The organism is Streptomyces sp. NPDC041205 (genome assembly GCF_055591765.1).
This window is the reverse complement of sequence record NZ_JBVIZH010000008.1, coordinates 188,260-203,690: the sequence shown is the minus strand read 5'-3', so window position 1 is coordinate 203,690 and position 15,431 is coordinate 188,260. Positions and strand designations below refer to the sequence as shown.

Here is a 15,431-nt window from a genome sequence, read left to right as displayed (position 1 = left end):
GACCACGTTGGGGCGCGACGCGCATACTTGATCGCATGGACAGGGTGGAGGAACGCGTCCGCGGCGGTGCGGAGGCCGACGGTCGCGAAGCGGGGGCCGGCGTGGGTGCTGTGAAGGCCGTGGACACCGTGAGTGCCGCGGGCGCCGGGAGCGCCGTGGGGCAGGGGCGGGGCGGCCCCGACCGGACCGACCGGATCGACGGGGTAGGTGACTCCGAGCGGGCGCTCGGCGGCTTTCTGCGGGCCCGCCGGGGGCGGATCGCGCCCGAGCACGTCGGGATCTCCGGCGGCCGCCGTCGACGGGTCCGCGGGCTGCGCCGCGAGGAGTTGGCCCAGCTCGCCGGGATCAGCGTCGACTACTACGTACGCCTGGAACAGGGCCGGGCCACCCAGCCGTCGCCCGAGGTCCTCGACGCGCTCGCCGGAGCGCTCGGCCTCGACACGGCGGAGCGCAGGCACCTCGACACCCTCGCCGGTGCCCGGCGCGGGCCCGCGCCGAAGGCCCGGGTCAGCCCGCTGCTCCAGCGGGTCCTCGACTCCCTCACCCACTACCCGGTGTTCGCCACGAACCACCGCCTCGACGTGGTGGCCTTCAACGCCCTCGGCGCCGAACTCGTCGGCGGCCTCGGCGACCCGGAGCGCCGGGACCCGAACAACGCCAGGTTCCTCTTCCTCGACCCCGCGTCCCAGACCGTGCACCCCGAGTGGGAGGACCGCGCGGCCGAGGCCGTGGGCCAGCTCCGGGTCGCCGCCGGGCGCTACCCCGACGACGCGGCACTCGCCGCGCTGATCTCCGAACTGTCCGAGCGGAGCGCCGACTTCCGCCGCATCTGGGGCACCGGCGAGGTCGTGATGTGCGCGGCGGGCCGCAAACGACTCCGTCACCCGCGGGCCGGGCTCCTGACCCTGGACTTCGAAACCCTGCACGTACCGGCCGAGCCCGGCGAGACGGGCCTCGTGGTGCATGTGTTCAGCGCGGACGAGGGCAGCGACGAGGCGGCGGCCCTGGCGGCGCTGGCGAGGGACGTGGCGGAGCGCGGCGACCCGCGGTAGCCACGGGGCGGGCGGTGACGTGCCGTCAGACACCATCGGGCGGGTGAATGCACAGGTCAGAGCACGGCAAGGTAGAAGGTAGGGTCGCGCTGGTGATTCGACCTTTCCGTACGGCCGCGACCGCAGCCCTCGCCCTGTCACTGACCGCCGTGGCCTGCACGGCGGACGGCAACGACGGCGACGGGAGCCGGGCGGCTCAGCCGCGGCCCGTGCCCCTGCGGAAGCTGCCGGAGATCTCGGTGAGCGGCGACCCCCTCGGCGAGAGGGGCGACGTTGATCCTGCGGTGGGGACACGCCCCGTCGCGGAGGTGCGGCTCGGGGGAGACCGCCTTGTCGCGTATGTGGACGCCGAGGCCTGCGCTCTGGTCGTCGACGCCCCCAAGGCGGGGCGCTTCAGCCTGAAGACCGCGTGGCCGAAGGACGGCGGCGACGCGGGGACGGACAGCCTTCCTGGTGGGCCCTACGCCCAGTCGTCCATGTCCGGTCATGAACGCCGCTCGGCCAGGGCCCGGTTGTCGTGCGGCGAGCGCGCCATGGTCGTCAGGTACGACGTCCCGGGCGCCGACGACGTGTCCGGTGCCCGAGGGGCGATGTCCGTGGTGCGGTCCCGGACGGGGAACGCCACGTTCGTGGTGGTCGGACCCGAGGACGCGCGGTCCGGGATCGTGCGGGAGCTGTCGGCCTGAGCGGTACGAGGCGCAGCGGCCAGTTTGCGTGAACGGTGACTGGCCGCTCCGCCTCGTACGCGCCACCACTTGCGCAGGCTCACCAGCTCGCGCGGCGGCGTGAGCTCGCTGCCGATCCCGGTGTGCGGCACCTCCGCCGCGTAGCTGCTGCCTTCGGAGTCGACGGCGACGGAGGTGGCCTCCCTCAGCCACACCCCGTGCGGGATCCTGGCCCAGAAGGGCACGGGTTCGTGGACGGATTCAGCGGGCGCGGGTCCGACAGCTACGGGACGCCGGGGAACCAGTGCCCACGGCCGGCACGCAGCTCCAGTTCCTCCCCGTCGAAGCGCGCGCGAAAGCCGCGGTCGTGCGAGACCGCGACCACCGCCCCCGGGTACGCCGCGAGCGCGGCCTGAAGGTCCTCGACCAGGTCGAGTGCGATGTGGTTGGTCGGCTCGTCGAGGACGAGGAGGTCCGCGGGCCGGGTCACCAGGGTCGCGAGCTGCAACCGCCGCTGCTGTCCCACGGACAGGGCGGCAACCGGAACATGCAGGTCCTCCTCGCGGAACAGGCCAAGGGCCAAGAGCTGTTCGGCGTACTCGTCCGGCAGTCCGGGCCGCCCGGCAGCGAACGCGGCGAGCAGCGGGAGCCGAGCGGATCGCGCGGGCAGTTCCTGCGCGAGGTAGCCGATCCGGGCGGGGCGGCGGGCCGTGCCCGCGTCCGGCTCCAGGTCGCCCGCCAGGACGCGGAGCAGCGTCGTCTTGCCCGCGCCGTTCGCGCCCCCGACCAGCAGCCGCTGTCCGGGCGCGATCGCCAGGATTCCGTCCAGGCGCAGGCGTTCGCCGACCTGTACGTGGTCGAGCTCGGCGAGGGGGCCCTGGGCCGGGCCGCCGTCCGCCGCCGACAGCGCCGTCGTGAAACGGAGCGGTGCCGGCGGCTCCGCCACCGGGTTGCGCCGCAGCTCGGCCAGGCGCTCCCGGACGGAGCGGACCTGCCCGCCGAGCTTCGCCTCGCTGGACCGGCGGTGCTTGCCGAAACCCTGCTTCGGGTCGCGGCCGGTGGTGGCGAGCCGCCTCCCCGCGGCCTCGAGCAGCTCCTCCGCGCGGGCCACCTCCTCGACCCAGTCCGCGTACCGCTGCGCCGCGCCGCGCCGAGCGGCGGCCTTCGCGGCGCGGTAGCCGGCCCAGCCGTCGCCGTACCGGAGCACCGTGCGCGCGTCCCGGTCGACCTCGAGGATCGTGGTGGCGACGCGCTCCAGGAAGCCGCGGTCGTGGGTGACCGCGACGACGGTGCCGCGGTGCGCGCGCAGATGCTCCTCCAGCCAGCGCACGGCCGCCGTGTCGAGGTGGTTCGTCGGTTCGTCCAGGAGCAGCAGTTCGGGGGCGGCGGCCAGGACGCAGGCGAGCGCGAGCCGCGACTGCTCGCCGCCGGACAGCGAGCCGAGCAGACGGTCACGGGTGATCCGTGCCAGCCCGAGTCCGTGCATCGCGGCATTCACGCGGGCGTCCGCCTCGTATCCGCCGCGTTCCTCGTACGCGGTCAGCAGTTCGCCGTACGCGGCGAGTCCCTCTTCCGTCGCCTCACCGAGGGCCTCCTCCGCCACCCGCAACCGGCACTCCATGTCGCGCAGTTCGGCGAGGGCGACATCGACGGCGTCCTGCACGGTGCGGTCCGCGTCGAGGTCGAGGGTCTGGGTGAGGTGGCCGGTGCCGCCGGGGAAGCTGACGGTGATCTCCCCGGCGTCCGGCGTCTCGGCTGCGGTGAGCAGCCGCAGCAGGGTTGATTTGCCGGAACCGTTCTCGCCGATGACGGCGGCCTTCTCGCCCGGACGGACGGTGAAGGAGACCTGGTCGAGGACGGTCCGGGTGTCGTAGGACTTGGTGACGTCCTTGACGGACAGCTGCGCCACGGCAGCGGGGGCGGCGGTGGGCACGGTGGTAGGGGCGCGGTCGCGCATATGACTTTCCCTGGGCATGCGGAGGGTCGGCGGGCAGCAGAAACGGCGGCATCGGCCGTGCCCGGGCTCAGACGAAGAAGAGGAAAGCCATGCCCCCACCATAACAAGACGAGCCGTCTCGCCTCAATGCGCCGGTGCTCCGCGCTCGGCCGGGCGGCGTCCGCCGAGGTCCAGTTCTCGACGTCACGCCTCGGCGCGAGCCCCGCGGCCCACGTGGCGCCCCACCCCGTACGGTCCAGCACCAGGTGCCGACCCCCGCGAGGCCCGCTGGAATGGACAGGTGACCGCGCCTCCGGACGACTGCCTCGCGCGCAACGAGTGGATCTGCGGCGAGTATCTGAGCACCCGCCGCGAGATCCTCACCGACGCCGTGCTGCAGCACCTGGAGCTGACCGCGCTCTCCGTCCTGATCGCGCTCGCCATCGCCCTGCCCCTGGCCGTCCTGGCGCGCCGCTGGGGCCTCGCCGCGGGACCGGTGCTCGCGCTCACCACCGTCCTGTACACGATCCCCTCCCTCGCGATGTTCTCGCTGCTGCTTCCGGTGTACGGCCTGTCGGAGACGCTGGTCGTCGCGGGCCTCGTCCTGTACTCCCTGACGCTGCTCGTCCGGAACATCCTGGCCGGGCTGCGCGCCGTGCCCGAGGACACCCGGCAGGCCGCACGCGGCATGGGCTACGGCCCGATCCGGCTGCTCCTGACCGTCGAACTGCCGCTCGCCCTGCCCGCCGCCATGGCGGGCCTGCGCATCGCCACGGTCTCGGCGGTCTCGCTGGCCACCGTCGGCGCGATCGTCGGCTTCGGCGGCCTCGGCAACCTCATCTACTCCGGCATGAACACCTACTTCAAGGCCCAGGTCCTCACCGCCTCCGTGCTCTGCGTGGTCATCGCCGTCCTCGCCGACCTGCTGCTGCTCGGCGTACAGCGACTCCTCACGCCCTGGACGAGGGCGGCCCGCGCGTGAAGACCCTCATCGACGCCTGGGACTGGCTCACCGACTCCGCGCACTGGGCGGGCGACGACGGCATCTGGCACCGGCTCACCCAGCACCTCGTCCTCACCGTCGTCTGCCTCCTGATCAGTTGCCTCATCGCGCTGCCCATCGCGCTCGTCCTCGGCCACCTAGGCAAGGGCGGCGCGCTCGCCGTGAACATCTCCAACGTCGGCCGCGCCGTGCCGACCTTCGCGGTCCTCGTGCTGCTGCTCCTCACTCCGCTCGGGGACTGGGGCGAGGGCCCCACGGTCGTCGCCCTGGTGCTGTTCGCCGTGCCGCCGCTGCTCACCAATGCCTACGTCGGCATGCGCGGCGTGGACCGCGGCGTCGTGCAGGCCGCGCGCGGGATGGGCATGACGGGGCGGCAGATGCTGTGGCGGGTCGAGGCGCCGCTCGCGCTGCCCCTGATCATGAGCGGCGTACGCATCGCCGCCGTCCAACTCGTCGCCACCGCGACGATCGCCGCGCTCGCGGGCGGCGGCGGGCTCGGCCGCATCATCACGGCGGGCTTCAACCTGGCCAGCACGCCGCAGGTGGTGGCGGGCGCGGTGCTCGTCGCCGTGTTCGCCCTCCTGGTCGAGGGCGTCTTCGAGGCCGTCGAGCGGCTGGCGCCCGGGTGGGCGCGGAAGACGGGGAAGGGGTGAGCGGCGTGACCGGCAAGCGCGGGGCCGGGCGGGGCGCGGCTCTCCCACCGACCCCGTCCATGGCCGTGCGCGGCAGGAAGTGGCGCACCAGATGCGGCGTGCTGCTCGCGGCCGCCGCCCTCCTCGCCTCCGGCTGCGACTCCGGCCCCTCCCTGGAGACCCAGAACGAGGTCACCGCGCCACCCGGCGACAGCAAGCACCTCGTCATCGGCTCCGCAGGCTTCACGGAGAGCGACCTGCTCGCGCAGATGTACGCGTTGCTCCTGGACAAGGCCGGATACGACACCGAGATCCTGTCCGTCGCCAACCGCGAACTGTACGAACCTGCCCTGGAGTCCGGGCAGATCGACGTCGTGCCCGAGTACGCGGCCACGTTCGCGGACTGGCTCAACGCCAAGGTCAACGGCGCCGACGCGAAGCCCGTCGGCTCGCCCGACCTGGACGCCACCATGAAGGCCCTGCGCGCGCTGGCCGCGCCACGCGGCCTGACGGTCCTCGACCCGGGCAAGGCCGTGGACCAGAACGCGTTCGCGGTGGCGTCGTCGTACGCCCGGAGGCACGGCCTGAAGACCCTCACCGACCTCGGCAAGTCAGGCCTGAAGGTCCGACTCGCCGCGGGCGACGAATGCGTACAACGCCCCTACTGCGAACCGGGCCTGAAGAAGGTCTACGGCATCGACATCACCGGCGTGGACCCCAAGGGCGTCGGCACCACCCAGGCCAAGAAGGCCGTCCAGAGCGGCCAGGACCAGATGGTCCTCACCACCACGACGGACGCCACCCTGGACGAGTTCGGCCTCGTCCTCCTCACCGACGACAAGCACCTCCAGAACGCCGACTACATCGTCCCCGTAGTCAACCGCTCCCGAGCGGGCAGCAAGGGCGTCTCCCGATCCCTGGCCCGCCTCAACACGGTCCTGACGACAGCGGACCTGGCAGACCTCAACCGCCAGGTGGACAGCTGGCGGCGGTTGCCGGAGGACGTGGCGAAGAAGTATTTGGAGGAGAAGGGGATGCTGTAGGCGGGGCGGGGGGAGGGGCTCAGCGGACGTGTCCCCCTGGCTACGCGCCCTCCGTCTCCGTGGTCGGCCCGCAGGCCTTCTCCATGAGGGTGAAGGACTTGGACGCGCCGCCCGGCTGCGGCTTGCCTGCCTTGTGGCCGGCGACCCGGTGGCAGGCGTCCAGGTCGTAGTTGTTGAGGCACGTGTTGCCGGCCAGACAGTCCAGGCGTACGAACGTGCGTCCCGCCGCCGTGACGCGGTGCTCCGCGGCACGCAGCAGAGACCGGCCCGTACCGGGCGGTGCGCTGGCGCGGTCGACCATCAGCCGGTGCACATAGTCGGCCACCGGCGGTTGCGGGCCCCAGGCGTCCTGGTCTTCCCACCACAGCTCCCATGCCCCGGCCACGCGGCCGTCGGTCTCGGCGAGCCAGGCCTCTGCACTCGCCATGGCCTTGCGGAAGTGGTCCTCGGCCAGTTGGCCGGGCTGCCACTGGCCGGTGATGCCCTGGGCCAGCATCCAGCGGGCTGTCCCGCCCAGAACCCCGCCACCCCGCGCCGGAAAGGAGCTACGCGTCGGCCACCGAGTCGAACTCCACATCCCCCCGCCCCACCCCGTGCGCATCCGCGTCCACCGACCGCCGCAGCGCCTCGTGCAGCTTCGCCGGGGTGAGGACGCCGACGAAGCGGGCGCCGTCCACGACGGCCACCCAGCCCGCGTCGTGCTGGAGCATCACGCCGAACGCCTGCTTCAGGGGTGCGCCGACAGGTACCCAGGCGTTCATGCGGTGGGCGAGGTCGCCGACGGTGGCGTCGTCCCCGGCCAGGGCGACCTCGTCGACGCCGACCCAGCCGTGCAGGTCGCCGCCCTCGTCGAGGACCATCGCCCAACGGGCGTCGTCCGCGCGCAGCCGGGCCGCGGCCTGCGCGGCGGACTCGTCGAGGCGGGCGACGGGCGGCTGCTCCAGGTCGTCGACCTCGATCTCGGTGACCGAGAGCCGTTTGAGTCCGCGGTCGGCTCCGACGAACCTGGCCACGTACGGCGTCGCGGGCGTGCCGAGCACCGAACCCGGCGTGTCGAACTGTTCGATGCGCCCCTGCCCGTACACCGCGACGCGGTCGCCGAGCCGGACTGCCTCCTCGATGTCGTGCGTGACCATCAGGACGGTCTTGCGCACGGTCCGCTGGAGGTTCAGGAACTCGTTCTGCAGCCGCTCCCGCACCACCGGGTCCACGGCGCCGAACGGCTCGTCCATCAGGAGCACCGGCGGGTCCGCGGCGAGCGCGCGGGCCACGCCGACGCGCTGGCGCTGCCCGCCGGAGAGCTGCTCGGGGTAGCGCGGTCCGTACGTCTTCGGGTCGAGCCCCACCAGGTCGAGCAGTTCGGCGGCGCGCGCCCGCGCCTTGGCCCGCTTCCAGCCGACGAGCGCGGGCACGGTGGCGGTGTTGTCGAGGACGGTGCGGTGCGGGAAGAGGCCGACCTGCTGGATGACGTAGCCGATGCGACGCCGCAGCCGTACGGGGTCGACGGCCGCGATGTCCTCGCCGTTGACGTAGATACGGCCCGACGTCGGCTCGATCAGCCGGTTCACCATCATCATCGTGGTGGTCTTGCCGCAGCCGGACGGGCCGACGAGCGTGACCAGCTCTCCCTCGGCGACCTCGAAGGAGAGGTCGTCCACGGCCGTCGTGCCGTCCGGGTAGCGCTTGGTCACCTGCTCGAACCGGATCATTCCCTCACGCTAACCGTGCGTGATCCCGCCCGCACACGCTCAGCGCCCGCCGCGCACACGCTCGGCGGCCGACCCGCAGCCACTCAGCGCCCACTCACGCGCCCCGCCCCGGGCTCCCGCTCACCAGCACCACCTCCAGGGTGCGCGGCCCGTGCACGCCCTCGACGCGGTCGAGTTCGATGTCGCTGGTCGCCGACGGACCGGAGATCCAGGTGAGCGGGCGCCCGGGGTCGAGCCGTTCGAGGGCCTGCGGGACGGAGGAGACGACCTGGTCGGGGACGCGGACGACGCAGATGTGGTGGTCGGGGACCAGGGTGATGCGGCGGCGGCCCTGGTCGGGGGAGCCGTCCAGGACGAGGGTGCCGGTCTCGGCGAGGGCGACCGCGCAGCCGGTGACCACGCTGTCGGCCCGGTCCAGCTCCGCGGTCGTGCACGCGGCCCGGTCGTGGATGCGGACCGGATCGGCGGCGGCCAGCCACCCCGGCGGCAGCGCGGGCGGCACGAGGATGTGCTGGGCGCCGCGCCGGGCCAGGAGCCGCATCAGCAGGTCCGGCAGCTCGTCCCGGTCCGTGCGGTGCACGACCGCCCGGTAGTCGGCGAGGTTCTCGGCGAGCAGGTCGACGGTCTGCCCGGTGGTGCGCTCGCCGTGCACGCGCGCGTAGTCCCGGTCGACGGCCGTCTCGTACGGCTCGTCGGGGACCGGCCCGAGCGCCCGGCCGATCCGCCCCAGGATGATGTCCTTGGTACTCATGCGCCCGCCTTCCCGTCCTCGGTAGGTCCTTCGGTGGATGCCGGGCCGGCCGGCCTCGCAGGTCCCGCGGTACGCCCCCCGGCGGACACCGCACCGGACGCCCCCGCGGATCCCGCGCCACGTCCCTGAGTGCGCTGCCACCAGTCGCGGAACGGCTCCTTGGGCACCGTCGGCAGATCCCGCGTCGCGCTCCACGCCCGGCCGGGCCCCGGCAGCGTCCGGGGGTGTACGCGGCGGGTGCGGGCGGCGAGGCGCTGTCCGGCCCGCAGCAGGCCGGGCCGGGCGAACACCAGGCCCGCCGCGCGCATGGCGGCCCGCTCGGCCGCGTGGCCGCGGGCGGGCCTGAGGGTCGTCTTCGCGCCGTGCCGGGTGAACTCGCCGCCCTGGACGACGCGTTCGCGCAGGTGCACCAGGACTTCGGGGATGTCGATGGCGACCGGGCACACCTCGTAGCAGGCACCGCAGAGGCTGGAGGCGTAGGGGAGCGAGGCGTCGATCTCGCTGGCGGTGCCGCGCAGTTGGGGGCTGAGGATGGCGCCGATGGGGCCCGGGTAGACGGAGCCGTAGGCGTGCCCTCCGGCCCGCTCGTAGACGGGGCAGACGTTCAGGCAGGCCGAGCAGCGGATGCAGCGCAGGGCCTGGCGGCCGACGTCGTCGGCGAGGGTGTCGGTGCGGCCGTTGTCGAGGAGGACGAGGTGGAAGGCGGTGGGCCCGTCGCCGTCCGTGGTGCCGGTCCACATCGACGTGTACGGGTTCATGCGCTCGGCCGTCGAGGAGCGCGGCAGGGTCTGCAGGAACACCTCCAGGTCCCGCCACGTCGGCACGACCTTCTCGATGCCGACCACGGAGATCAGCGTCTCGGGCAGCGTCAGGCACATCCGCCCGTTGCCCTCGGACTCCACGACCACCATGGTGCCGGTCTCGGCGACCATGAAGTTCGCCCCCGAGACGCCGACCTTGGCGCGCAGGAACTTCTCCCGCAGATGCAGCCGGGCGGCCTCGGCGAGCTCGGCGGGCGAGTCCGTCAGGCCGTCCGGGGCGGGGCGGCCCCAGTGCGCCATCTCCCGCGCGAAGATGTCGCGGATCTCGCCGCGGTTGCGGTGGATGGCTGGTACGAGGATGTGCGACGGTCGGTCCTTGCCGAGTTGCACGATGAGCTCGGCCAGGTCGGTCTCGTACGCGTGGATGCCCGCGGCCTCCAGGGCTTCGTTGAGGCCGATCTCCTGCGTGGCCATCGACTTGACCTTGACCACCTCGCGCTCGCCGGTGGCCCGGACCAGATCGGTGACGATCCGGTTGGCCTCGTCCGCGTCGGCCGCCCAGTGCACGGTGCCGCCCGCCGCCGTCACCGCCTCCTCCAGGCGCACCAGATGGTCGCCGAGGTGGCGCAGCGTGTGGTCCTTGATCTGCCGTCCGGCCTCGCGCAGCCGCGCCCAGTCGTCGAGTTCCGCGACGGCCTTCGCGCGTTTGTCGCGGATGGTGTGGGTGGCGTGGCGCAGATTGGCGCGCAGGGTCGTATCGCGCACGGCGTCGCGCGCCGCCGCGGGGAAGGCCGGCATCCCGAGATACGTGCCGCTCATGACCAGGGCTCCTTCTCCGTGCTCGCCAGGATCTCCGCGAGGTGCACCGGCCGCATCGCCGTGCGCAGCCGCGCCATCGTGCCGCCGAGGTGCATCAGGCAGGAGTTGTCCGCCGCGCACAGCACCTCCGCGCCCGTCGACTCGGCGGCGCGCACCTTGTCCGTCCCCATCGCCGCCGACACGTCGGAGTTCTTCACCGCGAACGTCCCGCCGAAGCCGCAGCACTCCCGCGCGCCCGGCAGCTCCACCAGATCGAGCCCCTCGACGGCCGCGAGCAGCCGCGTGGGCCGGTCGCCGAGGCCGAGGGAGCGCAGACCATGACAGGTCGGGTGGTACGTCACCGTGTGCGGGTAGTACGCGCCCACGTCGGTCACGCCGAGCACGTCCACCAGGAACTCGGTCAGCTCGTACGTCTTCGGCACCACCGGCGCCAGAGCGCGGGCGAGCCCGTCGCCGCGGCCCTCGGCGCGCGCCCGCTCGCCCATGCGCGGATACAGCTCGCGCACCATCGACCCGCATGATCCGGACGGCGTCACGATGGCGTCGTACTCACCGAATACATCGGAGAAATGCCGGGCGAGCGGCTCGGCCTGGTGTCGGTAACCCGTGTTGTAGTGGGCCTGCCCGCAACAGGTCTGCGCCGCCGGGAAGTCCACGTCCACACCCAGCCTGGTCAGGAGTTTCACCACGGCGCGGCCCGTGTCGGGATACAGCGTGTCGTTGACACACGTCAGGAAGAGAGCGACGCGCAACGCGGGTTCCTCCTTGTCGATCATCGGTGCTTTCCCCGGCAGCGTAATCTGGCGGGGGCGCCCTGGGGAGGGGGTGGCCTGGGCTTTGTCCTCGGCCTGGACAAGGCTGCTTTGTCCCTGGCCTGGACGGGGCTGAAGAGATCGCCTCAAGGGCTCGTCCTCAAACGCCGGACGGGCTGTGTGGTTGCCGGAGCGTTGACCCTGAAGGAGTTGTGTTGAGCCAGTCGTACCGTCAGCCCGGAGTCGTGCTCACTGACCGGCGGTTCAGTGTGCCGTTGGACCATGACGTGCCCGGTGGTGAGCGGATCGAGTTGTTCGCCCGGGAGTGTGTCGCGGCGGGGCGCGAGGGCGCGGAGCTGCCGTGGCTGGTGTACCTCCAGGGCGGTCCCGGCTTCGGCGCCAACCGGTTCACGGGCAAGCAGGCGTGGCTCGGCCGCGCCCTGCGCGACTACCGCGTGCTGCTGCTCGACCAGCGCGGCACCGGCAGCTCCACCCCCGCCAACCGCCAGACGCTGCCGCTGCGCGGCGGGCCGCGCGAACAGGCCGACTACCTCGCGCACTTCCGCGCCGACGCGATCGTGCGCGACTGCGAGGCGATCCGGACCGAGGTCACCGGCGGCGCGCCCTGGACCGTCCTCGGCCAGAGCTTCGGCGGCTTCTGCGCCACCCACTACCTGTCGACCGCGCCCGAAGGCCTCGCGGCGGCCCTGATCACCGGCGGGCTCCCGACCCTCGACGGCCACGCCGACGACGTGTACCGCGCCGCGTACCCGCGCATGGAGCGCAAGTCCCTCGCCCACTACGCGCGTTACCCCCAGGACGCCGAGCGGGCCCGCCGCATCGCCGAGCACGTGGCCGAGCACGAGCCCGTCCTGCCCGGCGGCTACCGGTTCACCACCGAGGCCTTCCAGTCCCTCGGCATCCTGCTCGGCACCGGCGACGGCACCCACCGGCTGCACTACCTCCTGGAGGACGCCTTCGTGCGGACCCCGGCGGGCCACGCCCTGTCCGACGCCTTCCAGGAGGCCGTCCTCGGCATCCTGTCGTACGCCGGAGCACCGCTGTACGCCCTGCTGCACGAGGCCTGTTACGCCCAGGGCGGGCGGCCCACCGCCTGGTCGTCCGAGCGGGTGCGGGCCGAGTTCCCGCGCTTCGAGGCGGGCAAGAGCCTCGCGGACGGCGCCCCGCCGCTGTTCACCGGCGAGGCGGTGCAGCGCTGGATGTTCGACTCCGACCCCGCCCTGCGCCCGCTGCGCGAGACGGCCGACCTCCTCGCCGAACGCGTCGACTGGCCCGCGCTGTACGACCCTTCGCGCCTCGCCGCGAACGAGGTGCCGGTGGCCGCGGCCGTGTACCACGACGACATGTTCGTCGACACCGAGCACGCGCTGGGCACCGCCCGCGCGATCCGGGGGCTGCGCACCTGGGTCACGGACGAGTACGAGCACGACGGCCTGCGGGCGAGCGGGCCGCGGGTCCTTGACCGGCTCATCGGCCTGGCGCGCGGCGAACTCTGACCCGCAGATGTGAGGTGGAGAGGTGACCTCGTGGTGCCCGGCGCGCGCGGTTAGGCTGCGGCCATGACCGACCAGCAGAACAGCGCCGCCGAGCCCACGCAGCTCGCCCCCATGCCCGAGGACTGGCAGCGGGCCCTCGCCGCCGTCGCCCACCCGGACGACCTGGAGTACGGCTGCGCCGGTGCGATCGCCGCGTGGACCGACGCCGGGCGCGAGGTGGTCTACGTGCTGGCCACGCGCGGCGAGGCGGGCATCGACACCCTCGCGCCCGCCGAGGCGGCGCCGCTGCGCGAGCGGGAGCAGCGGGCAAGCGCCGCCGTCGTCGGCGTGGACACCGTCGAGTTCCTCGACCACAAGGACGGGGTGATCGAGTACGGCACGGCGCTGCGCCGCGACATCGCCGCCGCCATCCGCAGGCACAAGCCCGAGCTGGTCATCACCCTCAACCACCGCGACACCTGGGGCGGTGTCGCCTGGAACACCCCCGACCACGTCGCCGTCGGCCGCGCCACGCTCGACGCCGCGTCCGACGCGGGCAACCGCTGGATCTTCCCCGAGCTGACCGAGCAGGGCCTCGAACCGTGGAACGGCGTGCGCTGGGTCGCCGTCGCGGGCACCGACGCGCCGACCCACGCGGTGGACGCGACCCCCGGCCTGGAGCGGGCCATCCAGTCCCTGCTCGAACACCGCGCGTACATCGAGGCCCTCACCGACGAGGACCCCGAGAAGTACTGCCGCACCTTCCTCGGCGGCTTCGCCGAGCAGCTCGCGCCCCGCTTCGGCGGGAAGCCCGCCGTGGCGTTCGAGGTCTTCAGCCGCTGAGCCGCCGCCCGTAGGCTGACGGTACGTCAGATACGTACCGTCGGCGCGGGAAGAGGGTCGGACCGGTGATCGACACCGTCAGCACGGACATCCCGGAGGGCATGGAGCGGCGGCTGCGCCTCGACGTCGAGGACGGCGTCGGCGTCCTCACCCTGTGCCGCCCCGCCCGGCTCAACGCCTGGAGCTGGGAGTCCACCCGCCAACTCGGCCTGTACGCCGACCGCGTCCGCTTCGACGAATCGATCCGCGTGGTCCTGCTGCGGGCCGAGGGCAGGGCGTTCTGCGCGGGCATCGACATCACCGCGCCGGGCGGCGCCATCACCGGCCGTTCGGCCGCGGAGCGCACCGGCAACTACTACGAGGGCATCCGCTGGGCGCACGAGCGCTTCCGGGCCTTCGCGGGCCTGCCGCAGCCCGTGGTCGCCGCCGTGCAGGGCTACTGCCTGGGCTTCGGCTTCGAACTCGCCCTCATGGCGGACGTCCGGATCGCCGCCGACGACGCGGTGTTCGCCCTGCCCGAGGCCCAGCTCGGCGTCACCGTCGACGCGGGCGGCGACCTGCGCGTCGCACGGGAGGCGGGCGCGGGCTGGGCCAAGTACCTCGCGCTCACCGGCCGCCGCGTCGACGCCGCCACCGCGGAACGCCTCCACCTCGCCCAACTCGTCGTGCCCCGCGCCGACCTGGAATCGACCGCGCGGGAAGTCGCCGCCGAGATCGCCGCGAACGCGCCCCTCGCCGTACGCGGCGTCAAACGGGACATCGACGCCTACGCCGACGCGGGCCTCGGCCGGGCGCTCGACCGCGTGGCGATGAACGCGGCGGTCACGCTGACGTCGGAGGACGTGGGGGAGGGATTCGCGGCGAAGGCGGGTGGGCGGGCAGCGGAGTTCGAGGGGAAGTGAGGTGTGGGGAGTGCGCGTGCCCGCGCCGGGGTGGGACAGCGCGCGTCCCCCCCCGCCGGGTAGGGAGGGTGCGCGTCCCGTGCCGGGTCAGGTCGGTGCGCGTCCGCCCCGGTCGGCCGGGGGCGCCTGGCAGACCGGGGACGTGCGGCCCAACTGCTCCCGCACCGGCACCACGGGCGGGTTCACCAGGGCCCGCCGCTGCCAGTTCGCGCCGTCGACCACCAGGGTGTGGCCGGTGATGAAGCGGGCGTAGGGGGAGGCCAGGAACGTGGCCGCCCAGCCGAGTTCGCGGGGCGCGCCGACGCGGAGGGCGGGCTGGCGGGCGGGCAGGGCGTGATCGGGGCCGAGGCCGTCGCGGATGTCCTGCGGCAGGTCCTCGTGCGGCATCAGGCCCGGCACCAGGCCGTTGACCTGGATCCCGTATGGCCCCCACTCCACCGCCAGCGTCTCGACCAGGCTCCGCACGCCCGCCTTCGCCGCCGCGCTGTGCGCGAAGCCGGGGCCGCCCGTCCAGGCGTAGGACGCGCCGATGTTGATGATCGAGGCGGGCGTGCCCGCCGCGAGGTGGCGGCGGGCGAACTCCCGGGTCATGAAGAAGGTGCCGGTCAGCGTCGCGTCGACGACCGCGCGCCAGGCGTTGGGGGACATCTCCTCCGCGGGCACGGGGAAGTTCGCCGCCGCGTTGTTCACCAGGACGCCGGGCAGGCCGTACGCGGCCTCGGCGGCCTCGAACGCCGCGGTGACCCGGTCCGGGTCGCGGATGTCGCACACCGCCGTCGCCACGCGCCCGCCCAGCGCCGCAAGTTCCGCGCGGGCCGCGGCGAGACGGGGCGCGCTCCGGCTCGCGATCACCAAGTCCGCGCCGAGCCGGGCGAATTCGGCCGCGATGGCGAGGCCCAGGCCGCTGCCGCCGCCGGTGACGAGGGCGACGGCGCCGTGGAAGGTGCCGGGGGGCAAGGCGCTCGCGCCAGGTGGGGGAGGGGCGGGGAGGCCGGGAGGTGGAGGTGTGGTGTCGTCGGATGATGTCTTGCCGGGGGCGGGCAGCCGTGTGCCGTCGCTCGTCATGG

The 15,431-nt window shown here is 73.5% G+C and carries 15 protein-coding genes; 8 read left to right on the top strand and 7 right to left on the bottom strand.

What is annotated here, in order from left to right; translation table 11 throughout:
- Window positions 1-35: 35 nt before the first annotated feature.
- Together ACZ6BG_RS30645 and ACZ6BG_RS30640 are read left to right on the top strand one after the other, a co-directional pair.
- Window positions 36-1,052 (top strand): helix-turn-helix domain-containing protein, encoded by a 1,017-nt coding sequence (locus ACZ6BG_RS30645; protein WP_469007475.1) that lies wholly within the window; start codon window positions 36-38, stop codon window positions 1,050-1,052.
- A gap of 92 nt (window positions 1,053-1,144) precedes the next feature.
- Window positions 1,145-1,738: a hypothetical protein gene (locus tag ACZ6BG_RS30640; protein WP_469007474.1), complete on the top strand. Its 594-nt coding sequence runs from the start codon at window positions 1,145-1,147 to the stop codon at window positions 1,736-1,738.
- 262 nt (window positions 1,739-2,000) lie between these two features.
- On the opposite strand, the gene abc-f is transcribed toward ACZ6BG_RS30640, so the two are convergent.
- On the bottom strand, window positions 2,001-3,674 hold the full coding sequence (gene abc-f, locus ACZ6BG_RS30635; RefSeq protein WP_469007473.1) for a ribosomal protection-like ABC-F family protein: 1,674 nt from the start codon (window positions 3,672-3,674) through the stop codon (window positions 2,001-2,003).
- Between the two features lie 280 nt (window positions 3,675-3,954).
- Between abc-f and ACZ6BG_RS30630 the strand changes: the two genes are divergently transcribed.
- Genes ACZ6BG_RS30630 through ACZ6BG_RS30620 form a run of 3 tightly spaced genes read left to right on the top strand, consistent with a single transcriptional unit; the run spans window position 3,955 to window position 6,331 of the window.
- Window positions 3,955-4,635 carry an ABC transporter permease gene (locus ACZ6BG_RS30630; protein ID WP_469007472.1) on the top strand — a complete coding sequence of 227 codons (681 nt, stop codon included), beginning with the start codon at window positions 3,955-3,957 and terminating at the stop codon, window positions 4,633-4,635.
- Window positions 4,632-5,309: an ABC transporter permease gene (locus ACZ6BG_RS30625; RefSeq protein ID WP_469007471.1), complete on the top strand. Its 678-nt coding sequence runs from the start codon at window positions 4,632-4,634 to the stop codon at window positions 5,307-5,309. Before ACZ6BG_RS30630 ends, ACZ6BG_RS30625 begins: the two co-directional genes overlap by 4 nt.
- Before the next feature lie 59 nt (window positions 5,310-5,368).
- The gene (locus ACZ6BG_RS30620) at window positions 5,369-6,331 is read left to right on the top strand and encodes an ABC transporter substrate-binding protein (protein ID WP_469007689.1); all 963 of its coding nucleotides are present in this window, start codon (window positions 5,369-5,371) and stop codon (window positions 6,329-6,331) included.
- A 40-nt stretch (window positions 6,332-6,371) separates the two neighbouring features.
- Here ACZ6BG_RS30620 and ACZ6BG_RS30615 read toward each other — a convergent pair whose 3' ends face one another.
- From ACZ6BG_RS30615 to ACZ6BG_RS30595, 5 genes are all read right to left on the bottom strand, one after another.
- Complete coding sequence (locus ACZ6BG_RS30615; RefSeq protein ID WP_469007470.1) at window positions 6,372-6,908, bottom strand: GNAT family N-acetyltransferase; 537 nt, start codon at window positions 6,906-6,908, stop codon at window positions 6,372-6,374.
- Window positions 6,877-8,040, bottom strand: a complete 1,164-nt coding sequence (locus tag ACZ6BG_RS30610) for an ABC transporter ATP-binding protein (RefSeq protein ID WP_469007469.1) — start codon at window positions 8,038-8,040, stop codon at window positions 6,877-6,879. Before ACZ6BG_RS30610 ends, ACZ6BG_RS30615 begins: the two co-directional genes overlap by 32 nt.
- Before the next feature lie 94 nt (window positions 8,041-8,134).
- Window positions 8,135-8,791, bottom strand: coding sequence for a LutC/YkgG family protein (locus ACZ6BG_RS30605; protein ID WP_469007468.1), 657 nt, complete (start codon window positions 8,789-8,791; stop codon window positions 8,135-8,137).
- Complete coding sequence (locus tag ACZ6BG_RS30600) at window positions 8,788-10,371, bottom strand: lactate utilization protein B (RefSeq protein WP_469007467.1); 1,584 nt, start codon at window positions 10,369-10,371, stop codon at window positions 8,788-8,790. Before ACZ6BG_RS30600 ends, ACZ6BG_RS30605 begins: the two co-directional genes overlap by 4 nt.
- The gene (locus tag ACZ6BG_RS30595; protein ID WP_468481917.1) at window positions 10,368-11,123 is read right to left on the bottom strand and encodes a (Fe-S)-binding protein; all 756 of its coding nucleotides are present in this window, start codon (window positions 11,121-11,123) and stop codon (window positions 10,368-10,370) included. Before ACZ6BG_RS30595 ends, ACZ6BG_RS30600 begins: the two co-directional genes overlap by 4 nt.
- 215 nt (window positions 11,124-11,338) lie before the next feature.
- Here ACZ6BG_RS30595 and ACZ6BG_RS30590 point away from each other — a divergent pair, with 215 nt between their 5' ends.
- From ACZ6BG_RS30590 to ACZ6BG_RS30580, 3 genes are all read left to right on the top strand, one after another.
- A complete protein-coding gene (locus ACZ6BG_RS30590) occupies window positions 11,339-12,640 on the top strand; it encodes an alpha/beta fold hydrolase (RefSeq protein WP_469007466.1) in 1,302 nt (433 codons plus the stop codon).
- A 63-nt stretch (window positions 12,641-12,703) separates the two neighbouring features.
- On the top strand, window positions 12,704-13,462 hold the full coding sequence (locus ACZ6BG_RS30585) for a PIG-L deacetylase family protein (protein WP_469007465.1): 759 nt from the start codon (window positions 12,704-12,706) through the stop codon (window positions 13,460-13,462).
- 65 nt (window positions 13,463-13,527) lie between these two features.
- Window positions 13,528-14,364 carry an enoyl-CoA hydratase/isomerase family protein gene (locus tag ACZ6BG_RS30580; RefSeq protein WP_469007464.1) on the top strand — a complete coding sequence of 279 codons (837 nt, stop codon included), beginning with the start codon at window positions 13,528-13,530 and terminating at the stop codon, window positions 14,362-14,364.
- An 87-nt stretch (window positions 14,365-14,451) separates the two neighbouring features.
- Here ACZ6BG_RS30580 and ACZ6BG_RS30575 read toward each other — a convergent pair whose 3' ends face one another.
- On the bottom strand, window positions 14,452-15,429 hold the full coding sequence (locus ACZ6BG_RS30575) for an SDR family oxidoreductase (protein WP_469007463.1): 978 nt from the start codon (window positions 15,427-15,429) through the stop codon (window positions 14,452-14,454).
- Window positions 15,430-15,431 lie beyond the last annotated feature (2 nt).

What these genes read in the sequence shown, in the direction of transcription:
- ACZ6BG_RS30645 (WP_469007475.1), top strand. Translation starts at nt 36, where the DNA reads ATGGACAGGGTGGAGGAACGCGTCCGCGGCGGTGCGGAGGCCGACGGT.
- abc-f (WP_469007473.1), bottom strand. Translation starts at nt 3,674, where the DNA reads ATGCGCGACCGCGCCCCTACCACCGTGCCCACCGCCGCCCCCGCTGCC.
- ACZ6BG_RS30620 (WP_469007689.1), top strand. Translation starts at nt 5,369, where the DNA reads ATGGCCGTGCGCGGCAGGAAGTGGCGCACCAGATGCGGCGTGCTGCTC.
- ACZ6BG_RS30615 (WP_469007470.1), bottom strand. Translation starts at nt 6,908, where the DNA reads ATGTGGAGTTCGACTCGGTGGCCGACGCGTAGCTCCTTTCCGGCGCGG.
- ACZ6BG_RS30610 (WP_469007469.1), bottom strand. Translation starts at nt 8,040, where the DNA reads ATGATCCGGTTCGAGCAGGTGACCAAGCGCTACCCGGACGGCACGACG.
- ACZ6BG_RS30605 (WP_469007468.1), bottom strand. Translation starts at nt 8,791, where the DNA reads ATGAGTACCAAGGACATCATCCTGGGGCGGATCGGCCGGGCGCTCGGG.
- ACZ6BG_RS30600 (WP_469007467.1), bottom strand. Translation starts at nt 10,371, where the DNA reads ATGAGCGGCACGTATCTCGGGATGCCGGCCTTCCCCGCGGCGGCGCGC.
- ACZ6BG_RS30585 (WP_469007465.1), top strand. Translation starts at nt 12,704, where the DNA reads ATGACCGACCAGCAGAACAGCGCCGCCGAGCCCACGCAGCTCGCCCCC.
- ACZ6BG_RS30575 (WP_469007463.1), bottom strand. Translation starts at nt 15,429, where the DNA reads ATGACGAGCGACGGCACACGGCTGCCCGCCCCCGGCAAGACATCATCC.